This window comes from Frondihabitans sp. PhB188, assembly GCF_003752365.1.
Classification (GTDB): Bacteria; Actinomycetota; Actinomycetes; order Actinomycetales; family Microbacteriaceae; genus Frondihabitans.
Genome location: NZ_RJUO01000002.1, coordinates 500,534 through 515,506 on the forward strand (window position 1 = coordinate 500,534; position 14,973 = coordinate 515,506).

Genomic DNA, 14,973 nt, shown 5'->3' on the forward strand with positions numbered 1-14,973 from the left:
CCCCGCCGACAGCAACGAGCGACCCCTCACCGGCCTGCAGGGGAAGCATCTGCACCTAGGACGTGCTTGCGCACTCGCGCGACGACCTGGCTCGACGACGTGCGCAGTGCGCCTCCGGTGACGCGGATGGTGCGCCACCGCGCGTCGGCGAACCGCTCTCGGCGGTCGATGTCGGACTCGAACTGCTTCCTGTCGACGCGGTGCCCGTCGCCTTCGTACTCCACGACGACTCGAGCGTCGCGGAACACGAGGTCGCCGATGCCGAGCCAGCGATCGTCGTCATCACGCACCTCGACGTTGAGCTCGGGCTCCGGCAGTCCGCCCCGCACGAGGAGGAGGCGGAGGCGCGTCTCGCCGGGTGAGCGAACGTTCGACCGTGCCAGATCGAGCGCCTCCCGGAGTGCGACGACACCGCGGGAACCCGCACGCGAGGCCGCGGCGCGTTCGAGCAGCTCGCGCTCCACGAGTCGCGCCCGGGGTCGTGTCGACCACTCCCCGAGGAGGCCGTCGGCCATCGCGACGAGATCGTCGACCCGGAGCTGCTCCGAGCACTGCGCCCACGCCGTGACCGGGTCGACGACCGGCAGCCCGTCGAGAAGGAGTCGAGCTACGGGCGTGATCCGGTGGCCGATGACTCCCGGACGACGCATCGCCCGACTCCCCGTCGTCGAGACGTGCAGCTCCACCGGACGATCCGCGTACCGGGAAGGAAGCGGAAGACCCCAGAGGGCCGCCGCCGTGAGGTGGCTGAAGCACTGGTCCGCCCCGAGCACGAGGGCTGCCTCGCGACATCGTCCGGCCAGGTCTGCTGCCGGGCTGACCGCCCGGACGCCGAGGAACGGCACGGCGAGGTCTGCCGCGCGAAGGCGGCCCACGCCGACTCCGGCGCGGTACGCATCGGCGACCGCGAACGGCGCCTCAGCCAGCGGATCAGGAAGGGGCGACGAGGACACGCACCCAGCGTGGCGGCCCGGCCACCCCGAGTTCCTGCGCCAGGTCTCTTCTGTGGAGAAGCGCCCCCTGTGGACGACGGTGAGGAGTCGCTCGTTGTCGGCGACCGGGGTCGAGCAGGACAACGAGCGACTCCTCACCCGCCGGCGCCGCAGGCGCAGGCGCAGGCGCAGGCGCTGCTACAGAGACGCTGGGACCTTGTAGAACCAGACGTCGGCACCGGGGTGGTCCTTGGTGATGGCGGTGTCGAGGTCGCGGTAGTCGTAGTCGAGGTTGTGGCCGACGAGCGAGATCTTGCTGCCTGCGATCGCGCTGACGATCATGACGTGGTCGGGCACGCCGTTGTCGTTCCAGTCGAAGTACGCCAGGTCGCCGATGGCGAGCTTCGAGCGCTCGGTCGCGGCCAGGCGGGTGAAGCCGAGCGACGGCGTCGTCGCGAGGTACGTGTCGAACGACGGAGCGTAGCCCCAGGACTCGCTGTGGCCGGTCGAGTTGTAGTACCAGGAGTCGTTCTGGGCGAGGCCGCGCGCGGCGAGGGCCTGGCTCACGAAGTTCTGGCAGTCGCCGCCGACGGCGTTGAAGTTGGCGAACGACGCGTTGTACGCCTTCGCCGACCAGTGCTGGAACGCGTACTGCATCTCTCTGTCGACACCGTCGGTCACCTTGTAGTCGTACGAGAGCCCCGACGACGAGGCGCCGGTGACTGTGACATCGACCGTCGACGGCTGGTAGTCGACGGCGTGCGGCACGACGGCGGTGACCGAGGTGGCGGTGGCCTTGACCGAGGTGGCGGCGACGGTGCCGAACTTCACGGCGCTGACGTCGGCGAGCGACGTGCCCGAGATGGTGACGGTCGAGCCGCCGACGAGACCGCCGGAGGTCGCCGACAGCGATGACGCGGTGGGAGCCGCCGGGGTCGACGATTTCAGGGGCGTCTGCTCTCCGAGCGTCGCGGGAGGCATGACGCCGGACGTGCCGGAGGTGCATCCTGCTAGCAGGGCGGTCGCGACCACGGCCGTGGTCAGAACAGGGACGAACCTTTTACGCATGCACCAAAACCATTCGAGTCAGACCGGGCGGCGGCCACACTAACACTGCGACCTCGGCAGCTCGGGAGAACGGCTTAGGCAAATTCGTGACACTCGTGTAATTTTGCATCGATTGCAAACAATCGCGCGCGGTCAGTGCGCGCGGTACGCAATGAGACGAAAAGAGACAGATGTCCCGGGCAGAAGCAGCCGCACCAGAGACGGCACCCGTCGAGCAGCAGGGGTTGATGACGCACAGGCAGATCCTGTTCGTCATCTTCGGCCTGATGGCAGGTATGTTCCTGTCGTCGCTCGACCAGACGATCGTCGGCACGGCGATCCGCACCATCGGCGACGACCTCCACGGCCTCGACCACCAGGCCTGGGTCACGACGGCCTACCTGATCTGCTCCACCATCGCGACGCCGATCTACGGCAAGCTGTCCGACCTCTTCGGCCGCCGCCCGCTGTTCATCATCGCGATCGCCATCTTCATCATCGGGTCGGCCGCCGCGTCGTTCTCGGACTCGATGTACATGCTCGCCGCCTTCCGCGGCCTGCAGGGCCTCGGCGCCGGTGGCCTCATGGCTCTCCCGCTCGCGATCATGGGCGACATCCTCGCTCCCCGCCAGCGCGCGAAGTACCAGGGCTACTTCCTCGCCGTCTTCGGCATCTCGTCGGTCATCGGCCCGCTGATCGGCGGCCTCTTCGCCGGTGCGGACTCGATCCTGTTCATCACCGGATGGCGCTGGGTCTTCCTGCTCAACGTGCCGATCGGAATCATCGCCCTCATCATCGTCGGCCGCTTCCTCCACATCCCCGGCCAGAGCCGCAAAGACAACATCCGCATCGACTGGTGGGGCGCCTCGCTCGTCATCGTGTCGGCCGCGCCGCTCCTCCTGGTAGCCGAGCAGGGCCGCGAGTGGGGCTGGGGCTCGCTCAGCGCCTGGGCCTGCTACGTCATCGGCGGTCTCGGCATCATCGGCTTCATCGTGGCCGAGCGCATGATGGGCGACGCCGCGCTCATCCCGCTCAAGCTGTTCAAGAGCCGCACCTTCTCGATGGCGACCGTCCTCGGCGTACTGGTCGGCTTCGGCATGTTCGGCGCGCTCCTGACGGTGCCGCTCTACCTGCAGCTCGTCAACGGCTCCACGCCCACCGAGTCGGGCTTCCAGATGCTCCCGATGATCCTGGGCCTGATGATCTCGTCGATCGTCTCGGGCCAGATCATCTCCCGCACCGGCAAGTACAAGATGTTCCCGCCGATCGGCACAGCGTTCATGATCCTGGGCTTCGCCTGGTTCAGCCAGCTCACCTACGACAAGCCGTGGTACTTCCTCTCCATCGGCATGGTGTTCGTGGGCCTCGGCCTCGGCCAGCTCATGCAGACGCTGACCCTCGCCTCGCAGAACTCCGTCGGCCCGGCCGACATCGGCGTCGCGACCTCGTCGTCGACGTTCTTCCGCCAGATCGGCGGCACGGCTGGCACGGCGATCCTGTTCTCGGTGCTGTTCTCGCGCCTCGGCACGACGATCCCGGACGGTTTCAAAGACAAGACGCTTGCGGCGAACCTGAAGTCGGCGCTGGCCGACACGACGGTGACGTCGAACCCGAACAACGCCGGGATCCTCGACCTGCTCAAGCAGGTCCAGACGGGCAACACCGCCGCTCTCGGAAACGCGCTGAACGGCGACACCTCGTTCTTGAACAAGGCGACCGAAGCCCTCAAGGCGCCGTTCCTCTACGGCTTCGCGCACGCGTCGGTCTCGGTCTTCACGATCGCGCTCGTCGTCGTCTCGGTGGCGTTCGTCCTGAGCTTCTTCCTCCGCCCGGCGCCGCTCCGCACGCGCTCCGCCATGGACGAGCAGGCCCACCAGAACGCCGAGCAGGCCCACCAGAACGCCGCGGCGGCCTCCGCCAAGGCGCAGGTCGATGCCGACGCCGAGGAGACCGACCGCGCCGCACTCGCCGCGCAGTCCGCCGCCAACACGATGGGCTCCCCGGTGTCGCCCGACACCGGCAGCATCCGCATCCCCAGCCGCGACTAGGTCGGCGGACTCGCGTCCGGGCAGAGCCCAGGGCGCAGGAACTCGAGGTGGTCACCTCGGCAGAAGGCCCGGAACTCCCGCAGTTCCGGGCCTTCCGCCGCCACGGCCAGGCCTCCGACGAAATACGGCGACTTTTTTCACGGCGGCGAAATCTAGATTCAACAATCGAGTGTCACGATGGAACCACAACACCGACGAAGGACCCGATCATGGCTCTCACCCCGTACTCCCCCGACTCGCAGCTCCTGCGCACGACGTTCTCGTACTTCCCGTCCGGGGTGGTCGCGCTGGCCGCCGAGGTCGACGGCGAGCGCGAAGGCCTCGTGGCCTCGTCGTTCACCGTGGGCATCTCGATGGACCCGCCGCTCGTGGGCTTCTCGGTGCAGAACACGTCGACGACCTGGCCCACGCTGAAGAAGGCCGAGCGCATCGGCATCTCGGTGCTCGGCGAGACGCACGGCCAGACCGCGCGCCAGATCGCCGCGAAAGACAAGGCGACGCGCTTCGAGAACCTCGAGCTGGAGACCAGCGACGACGGAGCCCTCTTCGTGCACGGCTCGCCCGTGTGGCTCGAGACGAAGGCGTACGCGGAGTACCCCGCGGGCGACCACACGATGATCCTGCTCGAGGTCACCGGCCTCTACACCGACGCGTCGCTGGAACCCCTCGTGTTCCACGGCTCGGCCTTCAAACAGCTGCTCAAGACGGCCTGAACCCTCCCGTGGCGGCCTAGGCCGTCACGAAGTGGCGGCCTAGGAGCCGTGAGATGCAAGGCGGAGGCGGCCCGGTAATAGCGGAGCTATGCCGGGCCACCGACAACGCAGCAGATTGCGGCCCCTAGGCCGTCACGAAGTCGGCGTCGGGAAGGCGTCGGCGCATCACGGCGACGGCCTCCGTGTTGCTGTCGACGAGCACGAAGTGGCGGCCCAGCTCGGCCGCTGCCGCACCCGTCGTGCCGGATCCTGCGAAGAAGTCGAGCACCCAGTCGCCCTCGCGCGTCGAGGCCTGGATGATGCGCCGCAGGATGCCCAGCGGCTTCTGCGTCGGGTAGCCGGTCTTCTCCTTGCCGGTCGGCGACACGATCGTGTGCCACCAGACGTCGGTGGGCAGCTTGCCCCGCGCGGCCTTCTCGGGCGTGACCAGGCCCGGCGCCATGTACGGCTCGCGGTCGACGGCGCTCGAGTCGAAGTGGTACTTCGCCGGGTCTTTCACGTAGACGAGGATCGTGTCGTGCTTGGTCGGCCAGTGCGACTTGCTCTTGGCGCCGTAGTCGTAGGCCCAGATGATCTCGTTCAGGAAGGACGCGCGGCCGAACAGAGCGTCGAGCAGCACCTTCGCGTAGTGCGCCTCGCGGTAGTCGAGGTGGAGGTAGAGGGTGCCGTCGTCCGCGAGCAGCCGCCATGCTTCGGCGAGCCGCGGCTCGAGGAACGACCAGTAGTCGTCGAACCGGTCGTCGTACTTCATCAGGTCGCCGCGGATCCGCTCGTACTGCACGCCCTTGAAGCCGGCCACGGCTCCGGTGCGCGAGCCCCGCACCGAGTGCGTCTCGTGCCGGGTCTGGCTGCGGCCGGTGTTGAACGGCGGGTCGAGGTAGACGACTGTGAACGCCCCGTCGGGGAGGGTCGGCAGGAACTCGAGGTTGTCGCCGTGGACGACACGGTCACGCGACTCCGTGGTCCAGTCTGCGGGCATCCTCCTATTGTGGTCGTCCTGACAGCGCCGCCCGACCACCGCGGCGTATCGTTTCGGCCATGACCGTCGAAGTCCGCAGAGATGACGCCCAGAGCCAGTACACGATCCTCAAGGACGGACGGACGGTCGGCTTCGCCGCCTTCCAGGAGTCCGACAGCGAGATCGCGTTCACGCACACGGAGGTCGACCCTGCCGAGCAGGGCAACGGCTATGCCGCAGTGCTCGTGCAGCACGCCCTGGACGACGTGAAGGCGACGAGCGACAAGCGCGTCGTGCCCGCCTGCTCGTATGTCGCGAAGTACGTCGAGAAGAACCCGCAGTACGAGGAGCTCGTGCGGCGCTGAGTCATTGAAATATCTCATGTAGAGTCCTCTGCATGACTTCTGACCGGAGCCCCTCTCCCCATGGCCGTCGCGGCTTCCTCGCCGCGGCGGCCCTCACCACCGCCGCCGGCATCACGGCCGTCGCCGCCTCGCCGGCATCGGCAGCACCCACACCGGGAAAGAGCGGGCAGAAGGTCACAGCGTCGATGTTCGACGTCACCGACTTCGGGGCGGTCGGCGACCGCGTCACCGACGACACCGTCGCCTTTCAGGCGGCCATCCAGGCGGCGCACGCGAAACTCGGCGTCGTGCTCATCCCGAGCGGCCACTACATCATCGACAGCCTCACCATCCCGACCCTGGTCAAGATCATCGGGGAGGGTGCCGACAGCAGCCGATTCACACCGTCGGCCCGCGGCGGCGTCAACCTGCACCACCGCGAGCGGAGCGTCGACCCGCTGCTCGTGATCGACGGCGGCGCCATCACCGTCGAGTTCATCACGCTCCACGGCAATGGCAGCCGGGCTCCCCTCATCCGCGTCGACAACGGCTTCGAGTCGCGCATCAACCGCGTCCGGCTGTTCGATGTGCCCGGTACGGCGATCCAGATCAACCGGGTCAACAACAACACCTGGACCGACCTGTTCATCGACAACTGCGGAAGCCGCGACGCCGCGGCGATGGTCGTCACCACGCCCGACGACCCGACGAAGCAGACCAACACGTTCACCTGCTACAACCTCACCATCGAACGGGCAGCCAACGTCGCCCTCGATATCGCCTGGGACGGCCACGGCGGCAATGTCGTGGAGTTCGTGCGCCTGCCGTTCCTCCACGTCGAGTCGCCGGCCGACGAGCACTCGGCGTTCCCCGGCAACGTCGATCCGCTGATCCGCCTCGGCAACGTCCGCCAGCTCGAGCTGACCGACGCGTTCGTCTACGGCGGCCCCGCGCCGCTCCTCGTCCACCGCCAGAACCTGACTCTCACCGAGCCGCTCTCAGGCGGCATCCGCCTCATCGGCGGCGCCTTCCTGGGCGCTGACGCCAGGAAGACGGGCGGGCCGTCCGAGACCCTCATCCAGCTCGAGCGGGGCGACGACTTCGCCGTCGTCGGCACCCGCTTCGCGCGGTTCGAGCGCGCGGCGGTCACGGCGGGAGACGCCTACGGCGCTCGGGTCCTGATCGACCCCACGAGCACCGCCCCCTACTCGAAGACCCTCCTGGCCGATGACCGCGATTCCGCCGACCGTCCGACGTGGATCTGGCCCGGTCGCATCCGCGCGAGCGAGGACGTCATCCTCGGGAGACATCTTCGGTCAGACCGGGCGCTGTCGAAGCCTCAGCTGACGCCCTTGCCCGGGGCGGGGACCGCTCCGCCCTCGCCGACCTTGAACGGCACGGACACGTCGGGATTCCTCTACTTCGGCACGGGCACCCTGACCGTGCGAGGGGGCCTGGTGCGGGTCACCTACGACAAGCCGTTCGACGTGACGCCCGCGGTCGTCATCACCCCGACCGGCTCGGGCGCGGCCACGCGACCGTTCTACGTGTCGCCGTCGCGCACCCACTTCGACATCGGCCTGGCGGAGGTCCCGCCCCAGGGCGTGACCAAGACGGGATTCGGCTTCACGTACCAGGTCATCGGCTAGAGCCGATTTCCGTTCGAGTACGAATTCTGGATGACTACCCAGAGTTAATACGCCTCTCCAGGCGCCCGACCGCTTCACCCAACGGGGCGCACTAGCCGCCGGCGGCGAACGGAACGGGCGGGCAGCCCGCCGTCGTGTCGGGCTCGGACACCGGCGGCTGGATCGTCTTCGGCACGGGTGCCCGCGCCACCAGCGGCCCGCAGGTGCGCGTGGTGTTCGCCCAGCCCTTCGAGGTCGCCCCGGCCGTCGTCGGTGACCGGCGGGCGCTTCGGCTACCACTACGTCGTCGTCGGCTGACCGGCCCGCGTTCGGGTCGCACCCCTTTGCGGACTTACGCGTGGAGTGCGCTTCCAGGAAACTCAGAGGGTGACACTCGCCCAGCAGCTGACCCGATTCGAGAGCCTTCTCAGTGGAATCGACTCGGCCCTCCTCGCCTCCCTCGCCCCCGGTCTCGACGATTCCGGTGTCGAGGCGCTCCGTCGCGCCCTCGCGCCGACCGAGCTGAGCGCCCAGGTCGAGGTGCTGTACCGGTGGCGCAGCGGCGGGCCCCTGCCGCTGTTCTTCGGGCGGGCGATGGCCACGCCGAAGCGGCTGGCGGGCGCGACGGCCGCCGCGGAAGAGGGGGCGGGCCTCGTCGACGGGATTCCCGTGTTCGTCGGGGGTGACGGCGGGGCGGTTGCCGATCTCGAGTTCCTGCTCTCCGATCTCTGCGACTCGGCCGAGGCCGCCGGCGACTCGCCGTATGAGCGGCGCGCAGCCCTGACCGGCTCCGCACCGGTGCGGCCCTGCACGACGACCGCCGCCGACGCCGCCGAGACCCGCACGATCGCCGACCTCGTCGAGCAGAGCCACGAGGCAGAGGCCGTCGGCACCGTCGGCGGCCGCATCGTCGACGCGTGGGATTCTGCGGGATACGTGGAGTTCCGGCTGGCCGACGCCTCGCACACTCTCGTGCTCGGCATCCGCGACCCCGATCACGAGTCGCTGCCCGCGCTCGGCCAGGAGCTGCTGATGACCGTGCGCATCCGCAAGGGCGCGACGGCCATCACGGAGCCGATCGACCCGAGGCGGCCGTCGGTGCTCGGCGCTGTGCCCGCGGACTACCTCTCGCACTCGGCTTTCTAGGGGACGCGGGCCAGCCACTCCGGCGTCGCGAACTTGGTGCGCACCAGCTCTTCGGCCTGCGCCAGCTCGTCGTCGGTCACGTGACCGACGGTCGCGCCGTAGAGGCCCGTGAACGTGCGCTTGAGGCTGTCGATCACCTCGGCGCGCGGCAGTCCCGTCTGCGAGCGCAGCGGGTCGACCCGCTTGGCCGCCGAGGTCGTGCCCTTGTCGCTCATCTTCTCGCGGCCGATGCGGAGCACCTGCACCATCGTGTCGCCGTCCATGTCGTAGCTCATGGTGGCGTGGTGCAGGAGGGCGCCGTTGCCGAGGCGCTTCTGCGCGGCGCCGCCGATCTTGCCCTTGGCGCTCGTGATGTCGTTGAGCGGCTGGTAGAACGCGTCGATGCCCATCGACTTGAGCCCCTGGATCACCCATTCGTCGAGGTAGGCGTACGAGTCGGCGAAGCTCATGCCCTGCACGAGGTCGCCCGGGGCGTACAGCGAGTAGGTCACGATCGAGTCGGCGTCCATGAACATGGCACCGCCGCCCGAGATGCGGCGCACGACCTGGAAGCCGTGCTTCTCGGCGTTCTCAGCGTCGACCTCGTTCTTGAGCGACTGGAAGCTGCCGATCACGACGGCGGGCTCGTTCCACTCCCAGAAGCGCAGCGTGGGCCCGCGGCGGCCGGCCCCCACCTCTTCGGTGAGCACCTGGTCGAGAGCGAGATGCACGTTGGGCGAGACGGGCCCGTCGTGGATGATCTGCCAGTCGTAGTCGCGCCAGTCGGTCGCGCGGCTCAGCGACCGGCGGATCGCGACGGCGATCGCCTCGGGCGAGACGCCGAGCATCGTGGTGCCCTCGGGGAGCCCCGCCCGGATCGCGGCCGAGATGTCGGCGGAGTCGGCGGCGGCGTCAAGACCGTTGACGGCGCGGTCGATCGCCTCGAGGGCGTCGTCGGGCTCGAGGAAGAAGTCGCCCGCGAGCCGGAACCCCGACAGCCTCCCGTCGATGACGTCGAGGTCGACGACTACGAGCTTTCCGCCTGGGACCTTGTACTCACCGTGCATAGAAGCGAGCCTACGCAGGAACTGCGGAACGAGCGTCGAGCCACCCGATCAGGTCGACCGTGACCTCGTCCCTGTTGGTCTCGTTGAACACCTCGTGCCGCGCCCCGTCGTAGACGATGAGCTCGACGTCGGTGAAGCCCGACCGGTCCCGGTACGCCGCCACGAGCTTCTCCGCGCTGGTGCGGCCGCCGAGCGGGTCGTCGTCGCCGACCATCACGAGCAGCGGCAGGTCGCGCTTCGGGTGCCGGGTAGGGCGGCCGTAGAGGCGGAGCGCGTCGCGGAGGCCGAAGAGCTTCAGGACGGTGGCTGGTATGGCCAGCGGGTCGACGGCCATCGCGGCGGCGACGGCGGGGTCGCGGCTCAGCCACTCGAACCCCGTGGTGCCGAGGTGCGCGTGGCGCTTGTTGAGGTCGCCGCCGTTCATCGTCAGGGGCGTGCGATACGCGGTGCCGGTGAGGACGGCGCCGTCGTAGTCGTCGGCGTGCGCGTCGACGATGATCTGAGCCATCAGCGAGCCCCACGAGTGCCCGAGCAGAACGAGCGGGAGCCCGGGGGCGTCGGCGCGGGCCGTCCGGGTCACATCGCGCACGGCCTCGACGGTGGCGGGGAGGCCGCCGGGCCCGAGGTGGCCGAGCATCGGGCTGCCCTCGCCCCACTGGCCGATGCCCGTGCGGCCGTGTCCGCGGTGGTCGTCGGCGTAGACGGTGTAGCCGGCGGCGGCCAGTGCCTCGGCGAGCCGCTCGTACCGGAGCGCGTATTCGCCGACGCCGTGCGCGAGCTGGACGATGCCGCGCGGCGCGGAGGCCGCCCACACGTAGTAGTGGATGACGACGCCGTGGGCGTCCGTGAGCGTGCGGTCGTCGCGAGCCATGACGCCAGTCTGGCACTGGGTGGCGGCGAGGCTGCGGCCCGCGCGCGAAAGCGCACTCGTTATCGCACCAGGGGGTCCTGGGCGACAACGAGTGCACTCTCGGCGGTGACGGCGGCGCCAGCCGCCAAGACAATCAGTCGTCAGAGCCGTGTCCGCCGTGTCCGCCGTGGTCGTCACCGGCGTCGTGGCCGGAGCCGTCGTCCGAGCCGCCGTGCCTGCCGCTGCTCGAGCCGTCGCGGTCTCCACCGTGGTCGTCGCCCGCGTCGTGCGAGGGGCCGTCATCGCTGACGGCGGCGACCGGGGTGGGAGCCGTCGAGGCGACCGGGGCCGGCGCGGTGGCGTGGTGGCCGGAGTCGTCGGCGGCCGGCGCGGTCGTCGGGGCCGGCGTGGTGGAGGCGACGGGCGCAGGAACTGCGACGACGTCATCGGCCCCACGCCCGTGGCGCACGTGGCCCGGAGCGTCGTCGGCCCCGCGTCCGTGGCGCGCGTGACCGGCGGCGTCATCGGCGCCGTGGCCGTGGCGCGCGTGCGGCTTCGCGGTGGGCGTGGTGCTCGGCGACCCGGTCGGCGTGGCCGATGCCGTGGGGGCGGCGGGGCTGGCGGTGGTCGTGGCGACCGGCGTGGCGGTGTCGTCGGCGCCCTGCGAGGCGAAGGCGATGCCGGCGGATCCGAGCACGAGCGCCGCGGCGGCGGTGCCGGTGATGACGAGCTTCTTGGTGCGGTTCATGATGTCCTCCGTGGTGGGTGGGCCGCCTGTGCGGCTGACATGACTTTCCCAAGGGGGTGCTGAACCGGGTCTGAAGCGCCCTGAACGAACGTTCAGGTGCGAACGGGCTCGGTCGTCGAGGGCCGTCAGTCGTCGAGCAGGGGAAGCGACACCTCGAAGCGGGCACCGCCCAGGGCGGAGTCGGCGACGCGCACCTCGCCGTCGTGGACGCCGACGAGGCTGCGCACGATGGCGAGTCCCAGCCCCGACCCTCCGGCCTCGCGGGCCCGGGCCTCGTCGAGCCTGACGAACCGTGAGAACACCCGATCGCGGTCGGCCGCGGGCACACCCGCTCCGTCGTCGTCGACCGCGAGCAGCACTCGCCCGTCGGCGACCTCGAGTGAGAGGGCGACCGCGCCTGCTGCGTGCCGGGCGGCGTTGTCGGCGAGGTTCCTGACCACCTGCGCCAGCATCCCCCGATCGCCCCGCACCCGGGCCGCTGTGACGTTCGTGGCGTCGACCGTCACCGCCCCCGCCGAGCGGAGGCGTGCCGCCTCGCCGAGGACGATGTCGTCGACGTCGACGGCCTGCATCGCAGGCTCGAGTCCGCCCTCGTCGGCTCGCGCGAGGATCAGCATGCCCTGCACCAGGTCGGCCAGGCGCTGTCCCTCGGTGAGCACGGTGTCGGCGAGCAGCTCCGGCTCGATGCGGCCGGGGTAGGCGCGCTGCACCTCGGCGAGCTGCCGCATGACGGCGAGGGGCGACCGCAGCTCGTGCGAGGCGTCGGAGACGAAGCGACGCTGCGACTTGGCAGAGTCGTCGAGCCGGTCGAGCATCTCGTTGAGGGTGGTGGCGAGCCGGGCGATCTCGTCCGAGCCGCCCTGGCCCGGGATCCGATTCGAGAGCCGTGCGGCGGTGATGCCCTCGACCTCGAGCCGCATCTGCTCGACGGGCCGGAGCGACCGGCCGACGACCAGCCACGTCGTCGCCGCCATGACCAGCAGCAGGATCGGGATCACGACGCCGAGCGTGGTGAGCGTGGCGCGCTCGGTCACGGCGTTGGCGGCGAGCGAGCGAGCCGCGGCCACGACGTAGTCGGTCGACGGGTCGGGCCGCGCGGCGGCGAGGTGGATCACGGGGCCGGGCGTTCTCACGGAGGCCGACCCCGCGTCGGGCGCGGGGGCGCCGGGAGCGGGCGCACCGACGTCGTCGGAGCCACCGCCGCCGGAGCCACCGCCGCCGCCCTTGCCCGACTGGCGCCCGCTGCCGGAGCCGGAGCCGCCGGAGTCGTCCGACCCGCCGGAGGTTCCGCCGGAGTCTGCTCCCGAGCCGCCCGAGTCGTCGGTGGTGCCGGTGGTGGTGCCGGTTCCTGCGCCCGAGGTCGGCTCGGAGCTCGGCGACGGGGAGGTCTTGCCCGAGTCGTCCTGGGCCGGGACGGTGACGGTCGGCACCGGCGTCGGCGTGAACGTGCCCGACGACGTCTCGAACGCGTACCGCTCGCCCGACAGCGACACCGTGCCGGTCTTCACCGGCGACGCGAGCGTGAGGTAGGCGCGGACCGCGGAGGGATCGCCCCACGACGCGAGCACCTTCGACCCGTCGGCCGACAGCACCACGGCGACCGACCCGTCGGGCGTGCCCGTGCCCCGGACCGCCGTCGCGGGCGCCGTTCCGGCCTCGAGGCGCGACAGCACCCGGTCGGCGTCGCTCGTCGCGGTCGACCGCACGCCCTGCTCGAGCACGGCCCGCTGCACGACGGAGTACACGACCGAGGCCCCCACGAGCGTCACGCCCACGATCGCGACGGCCGCGACGGTGATCCGCAGGCGGAGAGAACCTCGTCGCCGACGCTCAGCCACCGTTGCCCGCCAGACGGTACCCGGCGCCGCGCACGGTCTCGATGGACTCGCGGTCGAACGGCCGGTCGATCTTGTTGCGCAGATGCCGCACGTAGACCTCGACGATGTTGTTGTCGCCCTCGAAGTCGTCGTCCCAGATGCCGTCGAGCATCTGCCGCTTCGTGACGACCTCGCCCGCGTGCCGCATCAGGAACTCCAGCACGGCGTACTCGCGCGTCGTCAGCTCGATCTGCTCGTCGCCGCGAAAGACCTTCCGGGACGCAGGATCGAGGCGCAGGTCTCCGGCCTCGAGCACCGTCGGCCGCTCGCGAGCGCCCCGCCGCACGAGCGCGCGCATACGGGCGAGCAGGACCGAGAACGAGAACGGCTTCGTCAGGTAGTCGTCGGCTCCCGTGTCGAGCCCCTCGATCTCGTCCCACTCGCCGTCCTTGGCCGTGAGCATGATGACCGGGGTCCAGTCGCCCTCGTCGCGCATGGTGCGGCAGATGGCGTAGCCGCTCATGCCGGGCAGCATGATGTCGAGCACGACCACGTCGTACTCGTTCTCGCGGGCGCGCCAGAGGCCGTCGGTGCCGGTCGCGGCGTGGTCGACGGCGATCCCCTCGGCCTCGAGCCCGAGCCGGAGGCCGTGCGCGAGCCCCGCGTTGTCTTCGACGACGAGCACGCGCATGCGGCCTCCCCAACTGTGTGGGGCCCATCTTGACGGCAGTTTGCTGAAGCGGCGCTGAAGCGCGCACTCCCGCGACGAAGAAAGTGCGCTCTTTGTCGTTTTCCGGGGCGGAAACGACAACGAGCGCGCTCTCGGCCTCAGGCGGCCCAGCCGCCCCCTTTGCGGTCTAGTGGGCCGAGTAGCCGCCGTCGACGAGGTGGTACGAGCCCGTGATGAACGACGCGTCGTCGCTGAGCAGGAAGAGCGTCAGCGCGGCGACCTCGGCGTCCGTGCCCAGGCGGCCGGTGGCGTGCTGCGCCTCGAGGCCGGTCAGCGCCTCGGGGCTGAGCGACGAGCGGACCAGCGGGGTGTCGATGAAGCCCGGGCCGACGGCGTTGGTGCGGACGCCCTGCGCCGAGTACTCGAGGGCGGCGACCTTGGTGAGGCCGATGAGGGCGTGCTTCGAGGCGACGTAGGCGGCGTTCTGGGCGATGCCGACGGAGCCGAGCACGCTGCTCATGTTGACGACGGCGCCGCCGCCGGCCGCGACGATGGCGGGCAGCTGCGAGCGGAGGCCGTAGAAGACGCCGTTCAGGTCGACGTTCACGACGCGGTCCCATGCGGCGACCTCGTAGTCGCCGATGTTCGCGGCGGGCGCGCCGATGCCGGCGTTGTTGACGGCGAGGTGGAGGGCGCCGTAGGTGTCCTGCGCGAACTTCACGGTCTTCTCGCTGTCTTCGGCGATGCCGGTGTTGGCCGAAAAGGCCGCGGCGGTGCCGCCGGCGGCCACGATCTCGTCGACGACGCGCTGCGCGGCCTCGATCTTGATGTCGGTGACGACGACCTTCGCACCCTCGGCGGCGAGCGCCTTCGAGATGCCTTCGCCGATGCCGCTGCCGCCGCCGGTGACGATCGCGACCCTGCTGTCGAACCTTGCCATGTTCTTGTGTCCTTCGTGACATTTAGTAAACGGTTGTTGCTTATCTCGAATCCTACGCCGGTGCCATTTATTTAGCAAAGCTAATT

14 protein-coding genes are annotated in these 14,973 nt (G+C 70.0%); 5 read left to right on the forward strand and 9 right to left on the reverse strand.

Annotated elements, in window-relative coordinates:
• Positions 1-26 precede the first annotated feature (26 nt).
• A complete protein-coding gene (locus tag EDF46_RS07235; protein ID WP_123505596.1) occupies positions 27-953 on the reverse strand; it encodes a hypothetical protein in 927 nt (308 codons plus the stop codon).
• A 177-nt stretch (positions 954-1,130) separates the two neighbouring features.
• Positions 1,131-2,000, reverse strand: a complete 870-nt coding sequence (locus tag EDF46_RS07240) for an amidase domain-containing protein (RefSeq protein ID WP_123505597.1) — start codon at positions 1,998-2,000, stop codon at positions 1,131-1,133.
• A gap of 170 nt (positions 2,001-2,170) precedes the next feature.
• Here EDF46_RS07240 and EDF46_RS07245 point away from each other — a divergent pair, with 170 nt between their 5' ends.
• Both EDF46_RS07245 and EDF46_RS07250 read left to right on the forward strand, forming a co-directional pair.
• The gene (locus tag EDF46_RS07245) at positions 2,171-4,027 is read left to right on the forward strand and encodes an MDR family MFS transporter (RefSeq protein ID WP_233579922.1); all 1,857 of its coding nucleotides are present in this window, start codon (positions 2,171-2,173) and stop codon (positions 4,025-4,027) included.
• Positions 4,028-4,236: 209 nt separating this feature from the next.
• Positions 4,237-4,740, forward strand: a complete 504-nt coding sequence (locus EDF46_RS07250) for a flavin reductase family protein (protein WP_123505599.1) — start codon at positions 4,237-4,239, stop codon at positions 4,738-4,740.
• A 124-nt stretch (positions 4,741-4,864) separates the two neighbouring features.
• On the opposite strand, the gene EDF46_RS07255 is transcribed toward EDF46_RS07250, so the two are convergent.
• Positions 4,865-5,719 (reverse strand): site-specific DNA-methyltransferase, encoded by an 855-nt coding sequence (locus EDF46_RS07255; RefSeq protein ID WP_123505600.1) that lies wholly within the window; start codon positions 5,717-5,719, stop codon positions 4,865-4,867.
• Positions 5,720-5,778: 59 nt separating this feature from the next.
• Between EDF46_RS07255 and EDF46_RS07260 the strand changes: the two genes are divergently transcribed.
• The 3 genes from EDF46_RS07260 (at position 5,779) to EDF46_RS07270 (ending at position 8,816) form a co-directional block, all read left to right on the forward strand.
• Positions 5,779-6,063: a GNAT family N-acetyltransferase gene (locus tag EDF46_RS07260; RefSeq protein WP_123505601.1), complete on the forward strand. Its 285-nt coding sequence runs from the start codon at positions 5,779-5,781 to the stop codon at positions 6,061-6,063.
• 32 nt (positions 6,064-6,095) lie between these two features.
• Positions 6,096-7,691 carry a glycosyl hydrolase family 28-related protein gene (locus tag EDF46_RS07265; RefSeq protein WP_123505602.1) on the forward strand — a complete coding sequence of 532 codons (1,596 nt, stop codon included), beginning with the start codon at positions 6,096-6,098 and terminating at the stop codon, positions 7,689-7,691.
• A 366-nt stretch (positions 7,692-8,057) separates the two neighbouring features.
• Positions 8,058-8,816, forward strand: coding sequence for a hypothetical protein (locus tag EDF46_RS07270; protein WP_123505603.1), 759 nt, complete (start codon positions 8,058-8,060; stop codon positions 8,814-8,816).
• Here EDF46_RS07270 and EDF46_RS07275 read toward each other — a convergent pair.
• The 6 genes from EDF46_RS07275 to EDF46_RS07300 all read right to left on the reverse strand — a co-directional run bounded on the left by EDF46_RS07275 (position 8,813) and on the right by EDF46_RS07300 (position 14,887).
• The gene (locus EDF46_RS07275; protein ID WP_123505604.1) at positions 8,813-9,862 is read right to left on the reverse strand and encodes a biotin/lipoate A/B protein ligase family protein; all 1,050 of its coding nucleotides are present in this window, start codon (positions 9,860-9,862) and stop codon (positions 8,813-8,815) included. The two genes, EDF46_RS07270 and EDF46_RS07275, sit on opposite strands and share 4 nt — an antisense overlap.
• A gap of 10 nt (positions 9,863-9,872) precedes the next feature.
• Positions 9,873-10,733 carry an alpha/beta fold hydrolase gene (locus EDF46_RS07280; protein WP_123505605.1) on the reverse strand — a complete coding sequence of 287 codons (861 nt, stop codon included), beginning with the start codon at positions 10,731-10,733 and terminating at the stop codon, positions 9,873-9,875.
• Positions 10,734-10,866: 133 nt separating this feature from the next.
• Positions 10,867-11,460 (reverse strand): hypothetical protein, encoded by a 594-nt coding sequence (locus EDF46_RS07285; protein WP_123505606.1) that lies wholly within the window; start codon positions 11,458-11,460, stop codon positions 10,867-10,869.
• 125 nt (positions 11,461-11,585) lie between these two features.
• A complete protein-coding gene (locus EDF46_RS18700) occupies positions 11,586-13,298 on the reverse strand; it encodes a HAMP domain-containing sensor histidine kinase (RefSeq protein ID WP_233579923.1) in 1,713 nt (570 codons plus the stop codon).
• Positions 13,291-13,968: a response regulator transcription factor gene (locus EDF46_RS07295; RefSeq protein WP_123505607.1), complete on the reverse strand. Its 678-nt coding sequence runs from the start codon at positions 13,966-13,968 to the stop codon at positions 13,291-13,293. The genes EDF46_RS18700 and EDF46_RS07295 overlap by 8 nt, the downstream gene beginning before the upstream one ends.
• A gap of 166 nt (positions 13,969-14,134) precedes the next feature.
• Positions 14,135-14,887: an SDR family NAD(P)-dependent oxidoreductase gene (locus EDF46_RS07300; protein WP_123505608.1), complete on the reverse strand. Its 753-nt coding sequence runs from the start codon at positions 14,885-14,887 to the stop codon at positions 14,135-14,137.
• Positions 14,888-14,973: the final 86 nt, after the last annotated feature.